General features: G+C 61.6%; 16 protein-coding genes and 2 tRNA genes. 6 read left to right on the forward strand and 12 right to left on the reverse strand.

Features of this window, described 5'->3' with window-relative positions; genetic code table 11:
* Positions 1–8: 8 nt before the first annotated feature.
* Together E3O65_RS16150 and E3O65_RS16155 are read right to left on the reverse strand one after the other, a co-directional pair.
* Entirely contained in the window at positions 9–839 is an 831-nt protein-coding gene (locus E3O65_RS16150) for a rhomboid family intramembrane serine protease (protein ID WP_134364745.1), read from the reverse strand.
* A gap of 10 nt (positions 840–849) precedes the next feature.
* Positions 850–1,389, reverse strand: a complete 540-nt coding sequence (locus E3O65_RS16155) for a peptidylprolyl isomerase (RefSeq protein ID WP_134364746.1) — start codon at positions 1,387–1,389, stop codon at positions 850–852.
* 123 nt (positions 1,390–1,512) lie between these two features.
* On the opposite strand from E3O65_RS16155, the gene E3O65_RS16160 reads away from it, so the two are divergent.
* Positions 1,513–2,052, forward strand: coding sequence for a hypothetical protein (locus E3O65_RS16160; RefSeq protein WP_134364747.1), 540 nt, complete (start codon positions 1,513–1,515; stop codon positions 2,050–2,052).
* A gap of 341 nt (positions 2,053–2,393) precedes the next feature.
* Here the strand turns inward: E3O65_RS16160 and E3O65_RS16165 are convergent.
* The 10 genes from E3O65_RS16165 to dnaA all read right to left on the reverse strand — a co-directional run bounded on the left by E3O65_RS16165 (position 2,394) and on the right by dnaA (position 13,275).
* Positions 2,394–2,466 (reverse strand) — tRNA-Ala (locus E3O65_RS16165).
* Between the two features lie 46 nt (positions 2,467–2,512).
* Positions 2,513–2,586: transfer RNA gene (locus tag E3O65_RS16170), tRNA-Ile, on the reverse strand.
* An 85-nt stretch (positions 2,587–2,671) separates the two neighbouring features.
* Positions 2,672–3,079, reverse strand: a complete 408-nt coding sequence (locus tag E3O65_RS16175; protein ID WP_134364748.1) for a DUF3566 domain-containing protein — start codon at positions 3,077–3,079, stop codon at positions 2,672–2,674.
* Complete coding sequence (gyrA, locus tag E3O65_RS16180; protein ID WP_241985689.1) at positions 3,072–5,579, reverse strand: DNA gyrase subunit A; 2,508 nt, start codon at positions 5,577–5,579, stop codon at positions 3,072–3,074. The genes E3O65_RS16175 and gyrA overlap by 8 nt, the downstream gene beginning before the upstream one ends.
* A 100-nt stretch (positions 5,580–5,679) precedes the next feature.
* Positions 5,680–7,656: a DNA topoisomerase (ATP-hydrolyzing) subunit B gene (gene gyrB, locus E3O65_RS16185; RefSeq protein WP_134364750.1), complete on the reverse strand. Its 1,977-nt coding sequence runs from the start codon at positions 7,654–7,656 to the stop codon at positions 5,680–5,682.
* Positions 7,657–7,777: 121 nt separating this feature from the next.
* Positions 7,778–8,266 (reverse strand): DciA family protein, encoded by a 489-nt coding sequence (locus tag E3O65_RS16190; protein WP_134364751.1) that lies wholly within the window; start codon positions 8,264–8,266, stop codon positions 7,778–7,780.
* Complete coding sequence (recF, locus tag E3O65_RS16195) at positions 8,259–9,431, reverse strand: DNA replication/repair protein RecF (RefSeq protein ID WP_134364752.1); 1,173 nt, start codon at positions 9,429–9,431, stop codon at positions 8,259–8,261. Before recF ends, E3O65_RS16190 begins: the two co-directional genes overlap by 8 nt.
* A gap of 5 nt (positions 9,432–9,436) precedes the next feature.
* Complete coding sequence (gene gnd, locus E3O65_RS16200; RefSeq protein ID WP_134364753.1) at positions 9,437–10,324, reverse strand: phosphogluconate dehydrogenase (NAD(+)-dependent, decarboxylating); 888 nt, start codon at positions 10,322–10,324, stop codon at positions 9,437–9,439.
* Between the two features lie 20 nt (positions 10,325–10,344).
* Positions 10,345–11,493 (reverse strand): DNA polymerase III subunit beta, encoded by a 1,149-nt coding sequence (gene dnaN, locus E3O65_RS16205; protein ID WP_134364754.1) that lies wholly within the window; start codon positions 11,491–11,493, stop codon positions 10,345–10,347.
* Positions 11,494–11,856: 363 nt separating this feature from the next.
* The gene (dnaA, locus tag E3O65_RS16210) at positions 11,857–13,275 is read right to left on the reverse strand and encodes a chromosomal replication initiator protein DnaA (RefSeq protein ID WP_134364755.1); all 1,419 of its coding nucleotides are present in this window, start codon (positions 13,273–13,275) and stop codon (positions 11,857–11,859) included.
* Positions 13,276–13,675: 400 nt separating this feature from the next.
* Here dnaA and rpmH point away from each other — a divergent pair, with 400 nt between their 5' ends.
* The 5 genes from rpmH to E3O65_RS16235 are packed head-to-tail and all read left to right on the forward strand — an operon-like array spanning position 13,676 to position 16,034.
* The gene (rpmH, locus tag E3O65_RS16215) at positions 13,676–13,813 is read left to right on the forward strand and encodes a 50S ribosomal protein L34 (protein ID WP_104100646.1); all 138 of its coding nucleotides are present in this window, start codon (positions 13,676–13,678) and stop codon (positions 13,811–13,813) included.
* Between the two features lie 8 nt (positions 13,814–13,821).
* Positions 13,822–14,211 (forward strand): ribonuclease P protein component, encoded by a 390-nt coding sequence (gene rnpA / locus E3O65_RS16220; protein ID WP_134364756.1) that lies wholly within the window; start codon positions 13,822–13,824, stop codon positions 14,209–14,211.
* 3 nt (positions 14,212–14,214) lie between these two features.
* Positions 14,215–14,526 carry a membrane protein insertion efficiency factor YidD gene (gene yidD / locus E3O65_RS16225; protein WP_134364757.1) on the forward strand — a complete coding sequence of 104 codons (312 nt, stop codon included), beginning with the start codon at positions 14,215–14,217 and terminating at the stop codon, positions 14,524–14,526.
* Between the two features lie 7 nt (positions 14,527–14,533).
* Entirely contained in the window at positions 14,534–15,505 is a 972-nt protein-coding gene (gene yidC, locus E3O65_RS16230; RefSeq protein ID WP_134364758.1) for a membrane protein insertase YidC, read from the forward strand.
* 31 nt (positions 15,506–15,536) lie between these two features.
* Entirely contained in the window at positions 15,537–16,034 is a 498-nt protein-coding gene (locus E3O65_RS16235) for a Jag family protein (RefSeq protein WP_241985691.1), read from the forward strand.
* The last annotated feature ends 10 nt before the right edge of the window (positions 16,035–16,044 follow it).

The following is a 16,044-nucleotide window of genomic DNA, read 5'->3' on the forward strand; positions in this document are numbered from 1 at the left end:
CCGAATAGCTAAACCAGGAACATCGACAGGCTGAGCAGCCCCAGCACCGCTCCGAAGACCGTGATCAACACCGTCTGCACCCGCTGTTGCTTGATGCGGCGGGTCTGCACGAAGATCAACCCGATTACGGCGCCGGCCACCAGACCACCCACGTGCGCCTGCCAGGCCACGTTCAACCCCGGCAGGAACCCGATCACCAGGTTGATCCCGACCAATATCAACAGCTGGGTGGCGTTGCCGCCCAGGTGCCGCTGGATGATCAGGAATGCGCCCATCAGACCAAAAATGGCACCGGACGCGCCGACAACCGGAATACGCGGATCGGACAGGAACAGGACGCCCAGAGATCCGGCGAGGCCGCTCAGCCCGTAGAGGGCGAGAAAACGCCCCCGGCCGAGCATTCCCTCGAGGATCTGCCCGAAGATCCACAGGGTGTACATATTCAGCAGAACATGGAAGATGGAGCCGTGCACCAGCACGCTGGTCAGCATTCGCCAGGGCTCGAAGTTGCCGGGATAGGAATAGACGCCCGCGTACCAGAGGATTCTCGTGAAATCGTCACCCAGGACGAACTGCAACAGGTACACAGCCATCGTGACCGCGACGATCGTGGTCGTCACCGGATGCGAGGACCGGGCGAGCCGGGTCAGCACGGCCGGCTTGGTGCGCGGGGCGCTTTTGCGCTGCTCCGCCATGCAGTTGGGGCAGATCACGCCGACGGCGGCCTGCGTCTGGCAGTCCGGGCAGATCGTGCGACCGCAACGCTGACAGAGGATAAAGCTCTGCCTGCCCGGATGCCGGTAGCAGTAGTTAGCGGCGGTTCCGGGCAGGTCTGTCATTGAGGGGAGCCTAGACCTGCTCGACGGTGACGCTCTCGATGACGACTTCCGTCTGCGGACGGTCGCGACCGTCGGTGGGAACCGTCGCGAGCTTCGCGACGATCGCACGTGAATCCTCGTCCTCGACGGCGCCGAAGATGGTGTGCTTACCCTGCAACCAGGTGGTGGGCACGACGGTGATGAAGAACTGAGAGCCATTGGTGCCGCGACCGCCCTGGATGCCAGCATTCGCCATGGCGAGCACGTAGGGCTGGGTGAAGTCGAGGTCGGGGTTGATTTCGTCGTCGAACTGGTAGCCCGGTCCACCGGTGCCCTGTCCGAGCGGGTCGCCCGCCTGGATCATGAAGTCCTTGATGATGCGGTGGAAGACAGTACCGTCGTAAAGCGGGGCGTTGGAGGTCTGCCCGGTGGCGGGGTGCTTCCACTCGATCTCACCGGTCGCGAGACCGACGAAATTCTTGACGGTCTTCGGCGCGTGATTGCCGAAGAGGTTGACCTTGATCGGTCCGAGGGTGGTATTGAGTGTGGCGACAGCAGTGTGCTTAGACATGGAGTAATTCTTGCACAGCCGGATTGGGGCAATCCGATGGACACCCGGGCACCCAGAGCCCTCCCAGACGATTGCGTGGCAAGATGGACAGTGTTCGCCACATGACATCGATGGAGGGTCCAGATGAGCCTGTCACGCAAGCGCCGCAAGGAACTTACTCGGCTGCGTAAGAGCGCAGACGAATTATGGAACAACCAGCAGGAAGTGCTAGAGCGTGCCAACGCCATTGCACGGGAGGCCAGCCGCCAGGCCGGTATCCTCACCCGCGAAGAAGTAGTACCCCGCGTGCGTGAAAGCTACGATCACCTCCTGCGCCCCGGAGTGCAGGCCACTCAGGAAATGGCCGACGGTGTGCGCCACCAGGTGGTCGACCGGATGCTGCCCGGCATCGGCAGCGGCATCGGAACGGCCATCGGGTCCGTAATGAGCGTTGGCGACATCGCGCGTGACGCCCGCGTGCGCGCGGCGCTGAACCGGGTACGGTTCCAGAAGCCCGTTGTGATCGAGAAGAAGGGTCCGGGTGCCGGCTCCTACATCGCACTCGGTATTGCCCTGGCAGCGGCCGCCGGCGTCGCGTACGCGGTCTGGCAGACGTTCCGCGCCGACGACGAACTGTGGGTCGCCGAAGACGAGCCCACCGGCGCCACATCGACCGAGGACTAGTACTGCGCACCAAGTGAGTTCTGCACAGGGGAGGGCCCGTATCCAGTGGATGCGGGCCCTCCCCTTTTGTGCGGGGGAGGAGGGTAGTAACCCCCTCCTCACTGCTGGCGCCCCCGTGCCCGCTGACGGGGCTGTGAGGTGCTCTTCGTTCACCGGTAGTACCCGGGGGCTGTGGCCGGGGCTGGGTGGCCACAGACGGCTTGCGGAGGCACTCTGGGCCTTCGAGCCACGGGGAGCCCTTCCGTTCGCTCCTTCGCCGCTCACTGCGCGTTCGATTCGCGGTGTTCTATGACATGAAGAACGCCCGGCCCCGAAAAGCGGGGCCGGGCGTTCTTCGTTTGTGGAGCCACGGGGAATCGAACCCCGGACCTCCTGCTTGCAAAGCAGGCGCTCTACCAATTGAGCTATGGCCCCGCATGATCACGGGGAGTGTGTGCTGTGGTGGTGAACCAATCTTGCGTGGGGATACCGGGATTTGAACCTGGGACCTCTTCGTTATCAGCGAAGCGCTCTAACCAACTGAGCTATATCCCCCTCTTTGGGCAGGTTTGAGACTACCCGATGCGGCGGGAATCTCCCAATCGGGCCGCCCAGCGGCCCGATTGGGAGAGACCGACGACTAGTTGTTCGTGAAACCGACGAGCAAGCCCCCGGTGATCTTCACACTCAGGTTGTACAGAACCGCATAAACGGCTCCCAATGCGGTGATCACGACAGTGTTCAGGATCGCCACGACGAAGGCGAAACCCATGACGTTACCGATCGACAATATGCTCGCCAGATCTGAGGATGCACCGGCGATATCGGTGTACAGGTCGTCGATCTTGCCGAAGATTCCGGTTCCGTTGAGGATCGTGAAGATCAGGAACGTGGCCACGATCGTGACGATTCCCAGACACAGCGCGATCAAGAAGGACAGTTTGACGGCCGACCAGAAATCCACGTATACGAGCTTGAGCCGGACCTGCTTGGTCGCGGCCGGCTTGCGGCTGGATTTCTTGGCGAGCTTTTCAGCGACACTACTCATTTACAGGCTCTTCCTCTCCCAAGGCGCTTTCCGGTTCAGCCGCGATAATCTCGGCCACCAGGTTGCGCTCGGTGTTTTTCGCGATCGCGATGATTCTGTCTTCATCCGCAAACTTAGCGAAAACGACACCCATTGTGTCTCGTCCCTTTGCGGGGACCTCGGAGACGTCAGAGCGTACCACCTTGCCGCTGGCGAGCACCACGAGCACTTCGTCCTCCTCATCGACGATCAACGACCCGACGAGGTCTCCGCGATCGTCGTTCAGCTTGGCGACCTTTATCCCCAGGCCGCCGCGGTTCTGCAGACGGTATTGGTCGGCAGCGGTGCGCTTGGCGTAGCCGCCCTCGGTGACGACGAACACGAAACCGTCGTCCGAGACCACGGATGCGTCCAGCAGGCTGTCCTCTCCGCGGAAATGCATGCCGATCACGCCGGACGTGCTGCGTCCCATCGGGCGCAACGCCTCATCCGATGCCGTGAACCGGATCGACATTCCCTTTTTGGAGACGAGCAGCAGGTCGGAGTCGTTCTCGACCAGCAGAGCCGAGACGAGTTCGTCGCCCTCGCGGAGCTTGATCGCAATGATGCCGCCCGTGCGGTTCGTGTCGTATTCGCTGAGGGCCGTCTTCTTGATCAGACCCTCGCGGGTGGCGAGCGTCAAATACTGGGCCACACCGTAGTCCCGGATGTCCAGAATCTGGGCGATCTCTTCCCCCGGCTGCAGCGCGAGCAGATTGGCCACATGCTGGCCCTTGGCGTCGCGTCCGGATTCCTGCGCCTCATAGGCCTTGGCCCGGTACACCCGGCCGGTGTTCGTGAAGAACAACAGCCAGTGGTGCGTGGTCGTGACGAAGAAGTGCTCGACCACGTCGTCCGCCCGCAGCTGAGCGCCCTTGACGCCCTTGCCGCCGCGGTGCTGGTTGCGGTAGTTGTCGCTGCGGGTGCGCTTGATGTAGCCGCCGCGGGTGACCGTGACGACCATCTCTTCCTCGGGGATGAGGTCTTCGACCGACATGTCGCCGTCGAAACCGAACATGATCTCGGTGCGCCGGTCATCGCCGAATTTGTCGGTGATCTCGGTGAGCTCGTCGCTGATGATGGTGCGCTGGCGTTCCGGGCTGGCAAGGATCGACTGAAACTCCACAATTTGAAGTTCCAGCTCGGCAGCCTGGTCGATGATCTTCTGTCGTTCCAGGGCAGCCAGTCGGCGCAACTGCATGGTGAGGATGGCGTCGGCCTGGAGTTTGTCCACGTCGAGCAGATCCATCAAGCCGGTGCGGGCGTCGTCGACGGTGGGGGAGCGCCGGATGAGGGCGATCACCTCATCGAGGGCGTCAAGGGCCTTGAGATAGCCGCGCAGGATATGCGCGTCCGCTTCGGCCTTCCTGAGGCGGAACTGGGTGCGACGAACGATGACCTCGACCTGGTGTGCCACCCACGCTGAGATGAAACCGTCGAGGGACAGGGTGCGCGGCACCCCGTCGACGATGGCCAGCATGTTCGCGCCGAAGTTCTCCTGCAGCGGGGTGTGCTTGTAGAGGTTGTTCAGCACGACCTTCGCCACGGCATCGCGCTTGAGCACGATCACGAGGCGCTGGCCCGTTCGACCGCTGGTCTCGTCCCGGATGTCGGCGATGCCGCCGATCTTCCCGTCCTTGACCAGATCGGCGATCTTGATCGCCAGGTTGTCGGGGTTGACCTGGTACGGCAGCTCGGTGATCACCAGGCAGGTACGGCCTTGGAGCTCTTCGATGCTGACCACGGCCCGCATGGTGATGGAACCGCGGCCGGTGCGATAGGCGTCCTGAATGCCCTTGATGCCGAGGATCTGCGCGCCGGTGGGGAAGTCGGGACCCTTGATGCGCTGGATCAGGGCCTCGAGCAGCTCGTCACGAGACGCCTCAGGGTTCTGCAGGTACCAGAGGGCGCCGGCAGCCACCTCGCGCAGGTTGTGCGGCGGGATGTTGGTGGCCATTCCCACAGCGATGCCGACCGAGCCGTTGACCAGCAGGTTCGGGAAACGCGAGGGCAGCACGGTGGGCTCGAGTGTGCGCCCGTCGTAGTTGTCCTGGAAGTCGACGGTGTCCTCGTCGATGTCGCGCACCATCTCGAGGGCGAGTGGGGCCATCTTCGTTTCGGTGTACCGCGGCGCGGCGGCGCCGTCGTTTCCGGGAGAGCCGAAGTTGCCCTGGCCGAGGGCCAGCGGGTAGCGCAGGCTCCAGGGCTGTACGAGACGAACGAGCGCGTCATAAATCGACGAATCGCCGTGAGGGTGGAACTGCCCCATCACGTCGCCGACCACGCGCGCACACTTGGAGAACGCCTTGTCGGGGCGGTAGCCGCCGTCGAACATGGCGTAGATCACGCGGCGATGCACGGGCTTCATGCCGTCACGCACATCGGGAAGTGCGCGTCCGACGATGACGCTCATCGCGTAGTCGAGGTAGGAGCGCTGCATTTCGAGCTGCAGGTCGACCTGGTCAATCTTGCCGTGTTGCACGAAGTGCGCGGCCTTGGCCGCGCTGTCGGCCGCGTCGAACGCGGTGTCGACCTCGGTGGGGTCGGAGCTTTCGCCCGTCGTGCCTCCGGTATTGGTGTCGTCAGATGTCAAGGAAACGCACGTCCTTCGCGTTTTTCTGGATGAAGTTGCGGCGGGACTCGACGTCCTCGCCCATCAGGGTGGAGAAGATTTCATCGGCGGCGGCAGCGTCGTCGAGGGTGACCTGGAGCAGAGTGCGAGACTCGGGGGCCATGGTGGTTTCCCACAGTTCCTTGTAGTCCATCTCTCCCAGACCCTTATAGCGCTGGATCCCGTTGTCCTTGGGGATACGCTTTCCGGCCGCGGCGCCGTCAGCCAGGAGTGCGTCGCGCTCCCGGTCGGAGTACACGTATTCGTGTGCTGAGTTCGCCCATTTGAGGCGATACAGCGGCGGCTGGGCCAGATAGACATATCCGAGGTCGATCAGTGGACGCATATACCGGAACAGCAATGTGAGAAGCAGGGTCGTGATGTGCTGGCCGTCAACATCGGCATCCGCCATCAAAACGATCTTGTGGTAACGAACCTTGTCCGGATTGAACTCTTCGCCCATGCCGGCGCCGAACGCCGTGATCATGGCCTGAACCTCGGCGTTGCCGAGGGCCCGGTCGAGTCGGGCCTTCTCCACGTTCAGGATCTTGCCGCGCAGAGGAAGGATGGCCTGAAACTCAGGGTTGCGGCCCTGCACAGCGGAACCGCCGGCCGAGTCGCCCTCCACGATGAAGATCTCGGAGAGGGACGGGTCCTTGCTCTGGCAGTCCTTGAGCTTGCCAGGCATGCCGCCACCCTCGAGGAGACCTTTGCGCCGCGCCGTCTCCCGCGCCTTGCGGGCGGCCATCCGTGCGTTCGACGCCTGGAGCGCCTTGCGGATGATCTCGCGCGCCGGGTTGGGGTTGCGGTTGAACCAGTCAGACAGCTGGTCATTGGCGACCTTCTGCACGAAGGACTTGGCCTCGGTGTTGCCCAGCTTGGTCTTCGTCTGGCCTTCGAACTGCGGTTCCGCCAACTTGATCGAGACCACGGCGGTCAGACCCTCGCGCACGTCATCGCCGGTGAGGTTGTCATCCTTTTCCTTCAGGATGCCCTTCTCGCGGGCGTACTTGTTGACCAGCGTGGTCAGTGCGGCGCGGAAGCCCTCTTCGTGGGTGCCACCCTCGTGCGTGTTGATTGTGTTCGCATAGGTGTGCACGCTCTCGGTGTATGCGGTGGTCCACTGCATAGCCACCTCGAGGGCCATCTTTCGTTCGTGGTCTTCCCACTCGAACGAGATGATGTCATCGTTGACCAAGTCGGCCTTCTTGGCCTTGTTCAAGTATTCGACGTAGTCGACGAGGCCGTTCTCGTAGAGGAAGTTCTTCGTGACCGGCTTGCCGTCGTCATCAAAGTTCTCTGACCGCTCGTCCGTGAGCGTGAGGCTGAGCCCCTTGTTGAGGAAGCCCATCTGCTGGAAGCGCGCCCGCAGGGTCTCGAAGTCGAAGATGGTCGTTTCGAAGGTCTCCGAGCTGGGCCAGAAGGTGATGGTGGTTCCGGTCTCGTCGGACACCTCATCCATGGTGAGGGGAGCGTTGGGCACGCCGTCATGGAAACTCTGGCGCCAGACGTGCCCCTGACGGCGCACCTCGACCTCGAGCCGGCTCGACAGGGCGTTGACGACAGAACTGCCGACGCCGTGCAGTCCGCCGGACACCGAGTAACCGCCGCCGCCGAACTTGCCGCCGGCGTGCAGAACGGTGAGCACGACCTCCACGGTCGAGCGGCCCTCCGCCTTGTGAATATCCACCGGGATCCCACGGCCGTTGTCGGCAACGCGAACCGCGCCATCGGCCAGGATTCTAATGTCGATGGTGTCGCAATGACCAGCGAGGGCCTCATCGACGGAGTTGTCCACAATTTCGTAGACGAGGTGATGAAGGCCGCGCGGTCCCGTGGAACCGATGTACATTCCGGGTCGTTTGCGAACGGCCTCCAGTCCCTCGAGGACTTGGATATCGTCTGCGCCGTATCCGTGCTCCGGCTCGATCTGTGGGTCGACTGACATCTGAAATTGGGCTCCTGACCGTCGCGCGGGCGACCCTTGAGCTTATCAAACGGGTCAACGGGTCAGGGCCAAATCGGGCATCTGCGGCGTTTATTTCACCGGGTTGACCTGTTTTGTCTATTCACCCGTAGGTATCGCGCGGACCGCGCCCTGGAATTGATCTGGGACCCTTTTTCCAGGAGGGCGCGTTAGGGCCTTGAAAACGGATCGACTCGATCCCAGCATCCGGGTACTGCACGGCGATGTGCGACATGATCTCGACCCTCATCATGCGCAGCTGCGTGGCCCATGCCGTCGACTCGCACTGCACCGTGAGCACACCCTCGTCGATTCCGGCCGGCGTTGAGTGCTTGGACGTCTCCTCACCGGCCAACAGGATCCAGGACGCCAGCAATTCGGATTGGGCAAGCGGCGAGTTCCAGCCGAGTTGCAGGGTCAGGGAATTGATCGTGTCGCCAAGTCCCCGTGGATCGCGTCCCGCGCCGAACGGTACGCTCGACCCGATCTCGGCTCCTGGACGTCGGCGAGCCCGGAAGCGTTTTGCGTTCGGGTCGCCGAAGACGTCCTTGAAGCGCAGGTAGACGCGGGCGGCTTCGCTCGGCTCAGCCATCGACGACAGCCCCGGCGTTGATATGGATGGTGTGGGCCGTGAGATCCTCCGGCACGTCTTCCAGCACTGCGGCGGTGATCAGCACCTGTTCGAAATCGGTGACGGCAGCGGCCAACCGTCGGCGGCGGGACAGATCCAGCTCAGCGAAGACGTCATCAAGGATCAAAACCGGGTCTCCGGTAGCGGAATCGCGGCGCAACAGTTCTGCGGAGGCGAGCTTCAAAGCGAGCGCGAACGACCAGGATTCCCCGTGACTGGCATAGCCCTTGGCCGGCAGGGCATTGAGCATGAAAATCACGTCGTCGCGGTGCGGACCGACCAGGGTCATGCCCCTGTCGAGTTCTTTGCGGCGGAGGGCCGTCAGCGCCATGCGAAATGAGTCCCCGGTGGTTGATCCGGTCGATACCGAGCCGGTGGATACCGGTTCCGTAAAGCCACCAGCCTCGATGGCGGCATCCTCATCGGCACCCAGGATGCTGAGCAAGGGCAGCAGGGCCGGCCCATGGTTTTCGCCGGCGACGGCCTGATAGGCCGCGCCCAACGGTTCGCTCAGCAGACGCACGAGTTCGGCGCGCTCGTCGATGATCTCGGATCCGAGGGCCACCAGCCGGTCGTCCCAAATTTCTAGGGTGCCGAGTTGGGTGGTGCGCAAACCCGAGGCGCGCGCAGATTTCAGCAGGGTGTTGCGCTGCCGCAGCACCCGGTCGTAATCGGCAATCACCCCTGACAGCCTCGGGGTGCGCAGAATCAGGAGCTGGTCGAGGAAGCGGCGGCGACCGGACGGGTCGCCGCGAACGAGCGCCAGGTCTTCGGGGGCGAAGAGAACGCTGGAGAAGTACCGCGTCAGTTCCCGGGTCTTGATCACGGAGCGGTTGACCTGAGCGCGATTCAGGCCTGTGCGGTTGATTTGCACCTCGGCCAGGATCTCGCGCCCGTTGTATTCGAGTCGGGACCGGATGATGCCGGCGTCCTGCCCGGCCCGGATCATGGCCGAGGTATTCGAGACCCGGTGCGAGCTGAGGGTGCTGAGGAAACCGAGCGCCTCAACCAGATTGGTCTTGCCTTGACCGTTACGACCAACGATCAGGTTGGGGCCCGACGCGAACGGAACCTCGACCTGCGCATAGTTGCGAAAGTCGGTCAGGGACAGGTGTGTGACCCGCACCCGATTCAATCAGCCGTTTTTACGGCGTGTCCACCGAACTGATTGCGCAGGGCTGCGACCGCCTTCATCGCGGGGGAATCATCCTGACGGGACACGAACCGGGCGAAGATGGCCGCGCTGATCGTCGGAACGGGAACCGCATTGCTGATGGCCTCCTCGATAGTCCAGCGGCCCTCTCCGGAGTCTTCGACAAAACCCTCGATGTTCGCCAAGTCAGGGTCTTCGTCCAGGGCCCGCACCAGAAGTTCGAGCAACCACGATCGCACCACGGTTCCGCGTTGCCAGGCCTTGAAGACTCCGGGCACGTCCGTGATCAGATCATCGCGCTTTTCCAGCAGTTCATAGCCCTCGGCGTATGACTGCATGAGCGCATATTCGATTCCGTTGTGGACCATCTTCGCGTAGTGCCCGGCCCCGACCCCGCCGGCGTGCACAAAGCTCTCGTCGCGCGGACCTGCCGGGCGCAGGGCATCGAACACGGGCATGGCCCGTTTTACCTGATCTGCCGATCCACCGACCATCAATCCGAAGCCATTGGTGCGTCCCCACACGCCACCGGAAACCCCGGCGTCGATGTAGTGCACGCCCGTGGTGGCCAGTAGCGCCGAGTGGGCGAAGTCATCGGTGAATCGCGAATTCCCGCCGTCGATCACAAGGTCGCCGGCACTCAGAAGCGTGGACAGTTCGGCGATTACGACATCCGTGACGACTCCAGCGGGAACCATGACCCAGACCACGCGCGGGCTCGGAAGTGTGGCAATCAGCTCAGCCAGGCCGTTCACATCCGAGATGACCGGGTTGCGGTCGAAACCGGTAACCGTGATCCCGTTCGCCCGAAGTCGGTCGCGCATATTGGCTCCCATTTTTCCGAGGCCGACGATGCCGATGTGCATGGCTATCCTTCCAAAATTCTCTAGCGCAACAGCAGGTTGGGCTGGAGCAGGTATTTGTAGCTGTCGGCGCCGGCCTGCTCCCGTGAGGTCTGGCTGGTGATCAACACCGGTCCGGGCTTGTTGGGGTTCTCTGTCTTCGTGAAGGAGATGCGCACGAATTCGGAGTGCACTGCCCCCAGTCCGTCGAGCAAGAACTGCGGTTTGAGCGAGACGACAGTGTCGGTTCCGGACAGGATCGCATCGATGGTCTCAGAGGCCTGAGCCTGTTCAGATCCGACCGCTTCAAGGGTGAGGCCGTCCGCGCTAAACGTGAACCTCAGGGCTGCTTCGCGCTCGAGAACCAACTGCACGCGTCGCGTTGCCTCAATCAGATCGGCCGTGTTCATAACCGCGTAGTTGTCCACATTCTCGGGGAAGAGACGCCGTACGGGCGGGTAATTTCCCTTGATCAAAAGCGACGTAACGGTTTTCTTATCGGCCGTGAACGCGATCAGCTCGCGGTCGTCGGTGTTGGTGATCGCGATCGAGATCGTGCCGCTGTGACCGAACGTCTTGCCGACTTCCTGGAGCGTGCGAGCCGGAACCAAAGCCGTCACGGTCTCGGTTGCTGTCGTGCTGCCCTTGTCCCAGTCGATCTCGCGAACTGCGACGCGGTAACGGTCGGTGGCAACGAGGCTGAGGCTGTTCTCGGTGATTTGCAGCTGCACCCCGGTGATGACGGGGGTCACGTCGTCTCGAGACGCAGCGACGGCAACCTGGGCCACGGCGGCGGCGAATTCTTCGGCCGGCACAAGACCGGATTGCGCGCTGACCTGCGGGATGCTCGGGTATTCCTCGACGGGCATGGACAGGAGCGTGAAGCTGGCGCTGCCACAGCTGACCGTGATGCGGGATTCATTGGTCGAAAAGCGCACGGGTGCATTCGGCATCCGGCTCGCGATGTCGGCGAGAAGGCGTCCGGAAACGAGAACCTTGCCGGTTTCTTCCACGTCTGCGGCAATCTCGGTTTGTGCCGAGACCTCGTAGTCGAAGGAGGAGAGAATCAAGCCGGTTGCCGTCGCTTCGATCAGCACACCGCTCAAAATGGGCAGCGTCGTGCGCTGGGGAAGGAGCTTGACAGCGAAAGAGACGGCTTCGCTGAAGACGTCCCGGTTGGCCTGAAATCTCACGAAGTCACTCCTGTTCGGTTTGAGACCTGGATACGGCCTCAATGGTAGTCGTGTTTGGCGGAGCACTTTTTTGTAACCGCTGGGCACTAAAGGTTGTCGGATGGAGAGAGATAGAAGTTAATTGTTAATCTTCATAACCGGTGTGGAAACTGTGGATAACTTTCTGGATGGCGCTTGACGACTGGGAACTACAAACTTGTAACTTGTTGGCAGCCTGTGAGCGTTAATCGCACCTCGGTGCCTGGCCGTCGTTCGGTCCAAAGGAGTTTGCACAAGGACCGGCGGAGTTTCTACAGGTTGTGCCCAGTTGTGTAAACAATTTCCACAGGGTTATCCACAGGTGTGAAAACTGAAGAAAAGACGCTATTTATAGCGGTGGTTCTGCTTGATCCGGTTCGTGAGCTCGGTCACCTGGTTGTAGATCGACCGGCGTTCCTTCATCAGCTCGCTGATCTTCTTGTTCGCGTACATCACCGTGGTGTGGTCCCGATTGCCGAATAACTGGCCGATCTTGGGCAATGACAGGTTGGTCAGCTCCCGGCACAGGTACATCGCGATCTGGCGCGCCGTGGCGATCGCCTGCGACCGAGACGAGCCGTAGAGGTCGTCCACGGAGAGCTTGAAGTAGTCGGCGGTGTTCGTGATGATGTCCACCGGCGCGATCACGTTGTCCTCGTCGAGGGTGATCAGGTCCTTGAGCACCGTTTGCACCAGGTCCATGTCCACCGGCGTGCGGTTGAGACTGGCGAAGGCCGTCACCCGGATCAGGGTTCCCTCGAGTTCACGGATATTCGAGGAGACCTTCGAGGCCATGAACTCGAGAATGTCGTGGGGAACCTGGAGTTTTTCGCTCTGCGCCTTCTTGCGCAGGATGGCGATGCGAGTTTCCAGGTCGGGCGCCTGGACATCAGTGATCAGGCCCCATTCGAAGCGCGACCGCATGCGGTCCTCGAAACCGGTGAGGTGCTTGGGAGGCAGGTCGCTCGTTATCACCACCTGTTTGTTGTGGTCGTGCAGAGTGTTGAAGGTGTGGAAGAAGGCTTCCTGGGTTTCCGCCTTTCCCTGCAGGAATTGAATGTCGTCGATCATCAGGATGTCGATGTTGCGGTACCGCGACTGGAACGCCGAGCCGCGGTTGTTGGCGATTGAGTTGATGAAGTCGTTGGTGAATTCTTCGGAGCTGACATAACGAACGCGGATGCCGGGGTAGAGACTCATGGCGTAGTGGCCGATGGCGTGCAGGAGGTGTGTCTTTCCAAGACCCGAAGATCCGTAGACGAAAAGGGGGTTGTAGGCCTTCGCCGGCGCCTCGGCCACCGCGACCGCTGCAGCATGGGCGAAGCGGTTGGACTGTCCGATCACGAAGTTATCGAAGCTGTACTTCGAATTGAGCCGGGTGTCGTGCGGGCGCTCGGGGGAGCTGCTCTCAAAAACGGACTGCGGTGCTGCCGGGGTTTCGACGTCCGGGGGAGAGGTGGACTCGTGCACGGGCCGAATCGATTCCTTCTCCAGTTCCGGATTGACGACGACATAGAAAGTGGACACCGCGGAGGACTCATCGAGTTGACCCATTGCGGTCAGCAGCGGCACGCGCATCCGTTGATTGAGCATGCTGGCCGTGAACTCGTTGGGAACCTCCAGGTAGAAGGTTCCCGCAGCGATTCCCTTGGGCTCGACCAGGTTGAGAAAGCCGTACAGCATGGGCGTGATGCTGTCGTCGGATTCTAGACTGGTCAGGACCGACCGCCAGGTCTCCGCGATGGGCTGTTCTTCGGTGGCCATGGTTTTTCTCCGCTTTTCTCTCATTGTTGCCTTCTACAACGACGGAGATCGAGGTGCGGCTCGACTCTGAACGCGTGATCCAGCCAAAGCATCCACAAGGTTATCCACCGCCTGTGGGCAAATAAGCCCCAATTCACAGGGTTTGTTGAAAACCTGTGGATAACTTGTCCTCACGGTAGTCAATCACCGCCAGTCAGGCCAAATTCGTTCGCATTTCGTGCGCGTGTCGATGATCCAAGTGAACCAAAGGGTGTGTAGAACGAGGATTTTGGGAGGCCGAGTTTGACCAGCACCGGCCAAAGCCGTAGTTTTAATCAGTTGACCCCAGCCCGAGGGCTACCTCACTCTTTCCCGGCCGCTCAGTTTGGCCTACGGAGATTTAACACGTGGAGACAAAACTATGAGCAAGAGAACTTTTCAGCCGAACAATCGCCGTCGCGCCAAGGTGCACGGCTTCCGCCTTCGCATGAAGACCCGTGCCGGCCGCGCGATCCTCGGTGCTCGCCGTCGCAAGGGTCGCATCGAACTCTCCGCCTAAGCACACTCGTGCTCGCGGGGGCCCATCGCATCACTACCGGTGACGACTACAAGATGGTCGTCCGCCGGGGTGTGCGAGTAGTGGGTCCGCATCTGGTGACCTACCTGCGCCGGAATTCCGATGGAGTCTCGGTGCGGTTCGGGTTCATCGTCGCGAAAAATGTGGGTGACGCCGTGCGGCGCAACCGCGTGCGTCGTCGGTTGAAGGCGGCGAGCTTTGATGTGCTGGCCTCAACTCGGCCCGGCACGGATGTCGTCATCCGGGCTCTGCCCTCGGCGAGGGATGCTTCGTGGTCGACTCTGCATGCGGAGCTGACCGCGGCCCTGGAGAAATTCCAGCGCACCGCGGGTTCTCCTCCTGCCGGTAAGGCCCAGGCGTCGATCCGATCGGCTCGATGACCTATGAACAGGTTTCTGACCACGCTCATACTCCTCCCGCGGAATGCGGGAGTTCTCGTCTTGCGTGCGTACAGAGCCCTGATCTCCCCGCTCTACGGCGATGTCTGCCGGTACTACCCCTCCTGTTCGGCGTATGCACTCGGCGCCGTGCAAGAGTACGGACTCATCGTGGGATCAGCACGGGCCGGGCTCCGGCTGGGCCGATGCCATCCATGGGCCGAAGGCGGGATTGACGACGTTCCCCCCAAGCGGAATCGTCGCTACACCGTGACGTCGTTTGGTTTTGTTATCGCAACGAGCCACGGAAAGGGCTGACGCAAAGATGGACCTCCTAGGTACGATTCTCTGGCCGTTGAAATGGGCAGTTGAGCTTTTGCTCGTCGCATTCCACTCTCTCTTCTCCGTCCTCGGGATGGACACAGACGCCGGCTTGACCTGGGTGCTCTCGATCGTCGGCCTCGTGATCGTCGTGCGGGCGGCCCTGATCCCCATTTTCGTGCGGCAGATCAAGAGCCAGCGCAAGATGCTTGAGGTTGCCCCGCAGCTGAAGAAGATTCAGGACAAGTACAAGGGCAAGAAGGATCAGTTTTCGCGTGAAGCCATGTCCCGCGAGACCATGGATCTGTACAAGCGCACAGGCACCAACCCGCTGAGCTCTTGCCTGCCCCTCCTGCTCCAGATGCCGATCTTCTTCGCGCTGTTCTCCGTATTGAACGACGCACAGCGCAGCCAGGCAGGAGTCGGTCCACTCAACGACGATCTCGCCAAGAGCTTTGGCAGCGCCACCCTCTTCGGCGATGCGCCACTGCATGACTCATTCGCGTCCCAATGGACGAAAATGATCGCTGGTCAGGACTTCAATGCCGTGGTCATGTGGATCGCTGCCATCATGGTCGTTCTGATGACGGCCTCGCAATTCATCACGCAGTTGCAGATCGTCTCTAAGAACATGTCGCCGGAGACTAAGGCGAGCCCCATGTTCAAACAGCAGCGCATCATGTTGTACCTCTTGCCGCTCGTTTTCGCCTTCTCGGGCGTGGCCTTCCCCCTCGGTGTCATGTTCTATTGGCTCACCTCCAACATCTGGACGATGATCCAGCAGTTCCTGGTCATCCGGAACATGCCCACTCCGGGCAGTGAGGCCGCCAAGGCCCGCGAAGAGAGGTTGGCCCGCAAGGGTAAGCTCATCGCCACGGATGGTGACGTGATTGTCGTTGAAGAGCCCAAGAAATCCCAGCGTCAGCAGCCGATCGCCAAAAATCGTGCCAAGAAGCAAACCGGCCCCAAAAAATAAGAAGAGACCCAACGTGACTGAGAACACTGATGTGATCGCCGCGCCTGGACCGGCGGACGAATCCCCCACGCTCGACCAGCTCGAGCAGGAGGGGGATATCGCCGCGGACTACATCGAGGAATTCCTCGACATCTGCGATCTCGACGGGGACATCGACATCGATGCCCGCAATGGACGGGCATATCTGTCGGTCAACTCCTCGGACGTGGTGAACCTGCGGTTGCTCTCCAAGCCGGAGACGGTCAATGCTCTGCAGGAGCTGACTCGTCTAGCCGTGCAGAACAAGACCGGGTCCTTCTCCCGGCTGATCCTTGACATCGGCGGGTCGCGTGACGCCCGCCAGGCCGAGTTGGCTTCACTGGTCGCCCGGGCCGTCGAGCGGATCCAGGCCGGCGCCGCCGAGGCTTCCTTGCCGGCCATGTCGTCCTACGAGCGCAAACTTGTTCACGATCTGGTGTCCGAAGCAGGATTCGTGTCGGAATCCAAGGGCGAGGGCCGGGACCGTCACACGGTCATCTCCCCTGCCTAGTTCGCCCGCC

Source organism: Cryobacterium breve (assembly GCF_004402375.1).
Lineage (GTDB): Bacteria > Actinomycetota > Actinomycetes > Actinomycetales > Microbacteriaceae > Cryobacterium > Cryobacterium breve.

Excerpts from the sequence above, each read along its gene's own strand:
- E3O65_RS16150 (WP_134364745.1), bottom strand. The coding sequence starts at position 839 with ATGACAGACCTGCCCGGAACCGCCGCTAACTACTGCTACCGGCATCCG.
- E3O65_RS16155 (WP_134364746.1), bottom strand. The coding sequence starts at position 1,389 with ATGTCTAAGCACACTGCTGTCGCCACACTCAATACCACCCTCGGACCG.
- E3O65_RS16160 (WP_134364747.1), top strand. The coding sequence starts at position 1,513 with ATGAGCCTGTCACGCAAGCGCCGCAAGGAACTTACTCGGCTGCGTAAG.
- E3O65_RS16175 (WP_134364748.1), bottom strand. The coding sequence starts at position 3,079 with ATGAGTAGTGTCGCTGAAAAGCTCGCCAAGAAATCCAGCCGCAAGCCG.
- gyrB (WP_134364750.1), bottom strand. The coding sequence starts at position 7,656 with ATGTCAGTCGACCCACAGATCGAGCCGGAGCACGGATACGGCGCAGAC.
- E3O65_RS16190 (WP_134364751.1), bottom strand. The coding sequence starts at position 8,266 with ATGGCTGAGCCGAGCGAAGCCGCCCGCGTCTACCTGCGCTTCAAGGAC.
- gnd (WP_134364753.1), bottom strand. The coding sequence starts at position 10,324 with ATGCACATCGGCATCGTCGGCCTCGGAAAAATGGGAGCCAATATGCGC.
- dnaA (WP_134364755.1), bottom strand. The coding sequence starts at position 13,275 with ATGGCCACCGAAGAACAGCCCATCGCGGAGACCTGGCGGTCGGTCCTG.
- rpmH (WP_104100646.1), top strand. The coding sequence starts at position 13,676 with ATGAGCAAGAGAACTTTTCAGCCGAACAATCGCCGTCGCGCCAAGGTG.
- yidD (WP_134364757.1), top strand. The coding sequence starts at position 14,215 with ATGAACAGGTTTCTGACCACGCTCATACTCCTCCCGCGGAATGCGGGA.
- yidC (WP_134364758.1), top strand. The coding sequence starts at position 14,534 with ATGGACCTCCTAGGTACGATTCTCTGGCCGTTGAAATGGGCAGTTGAG.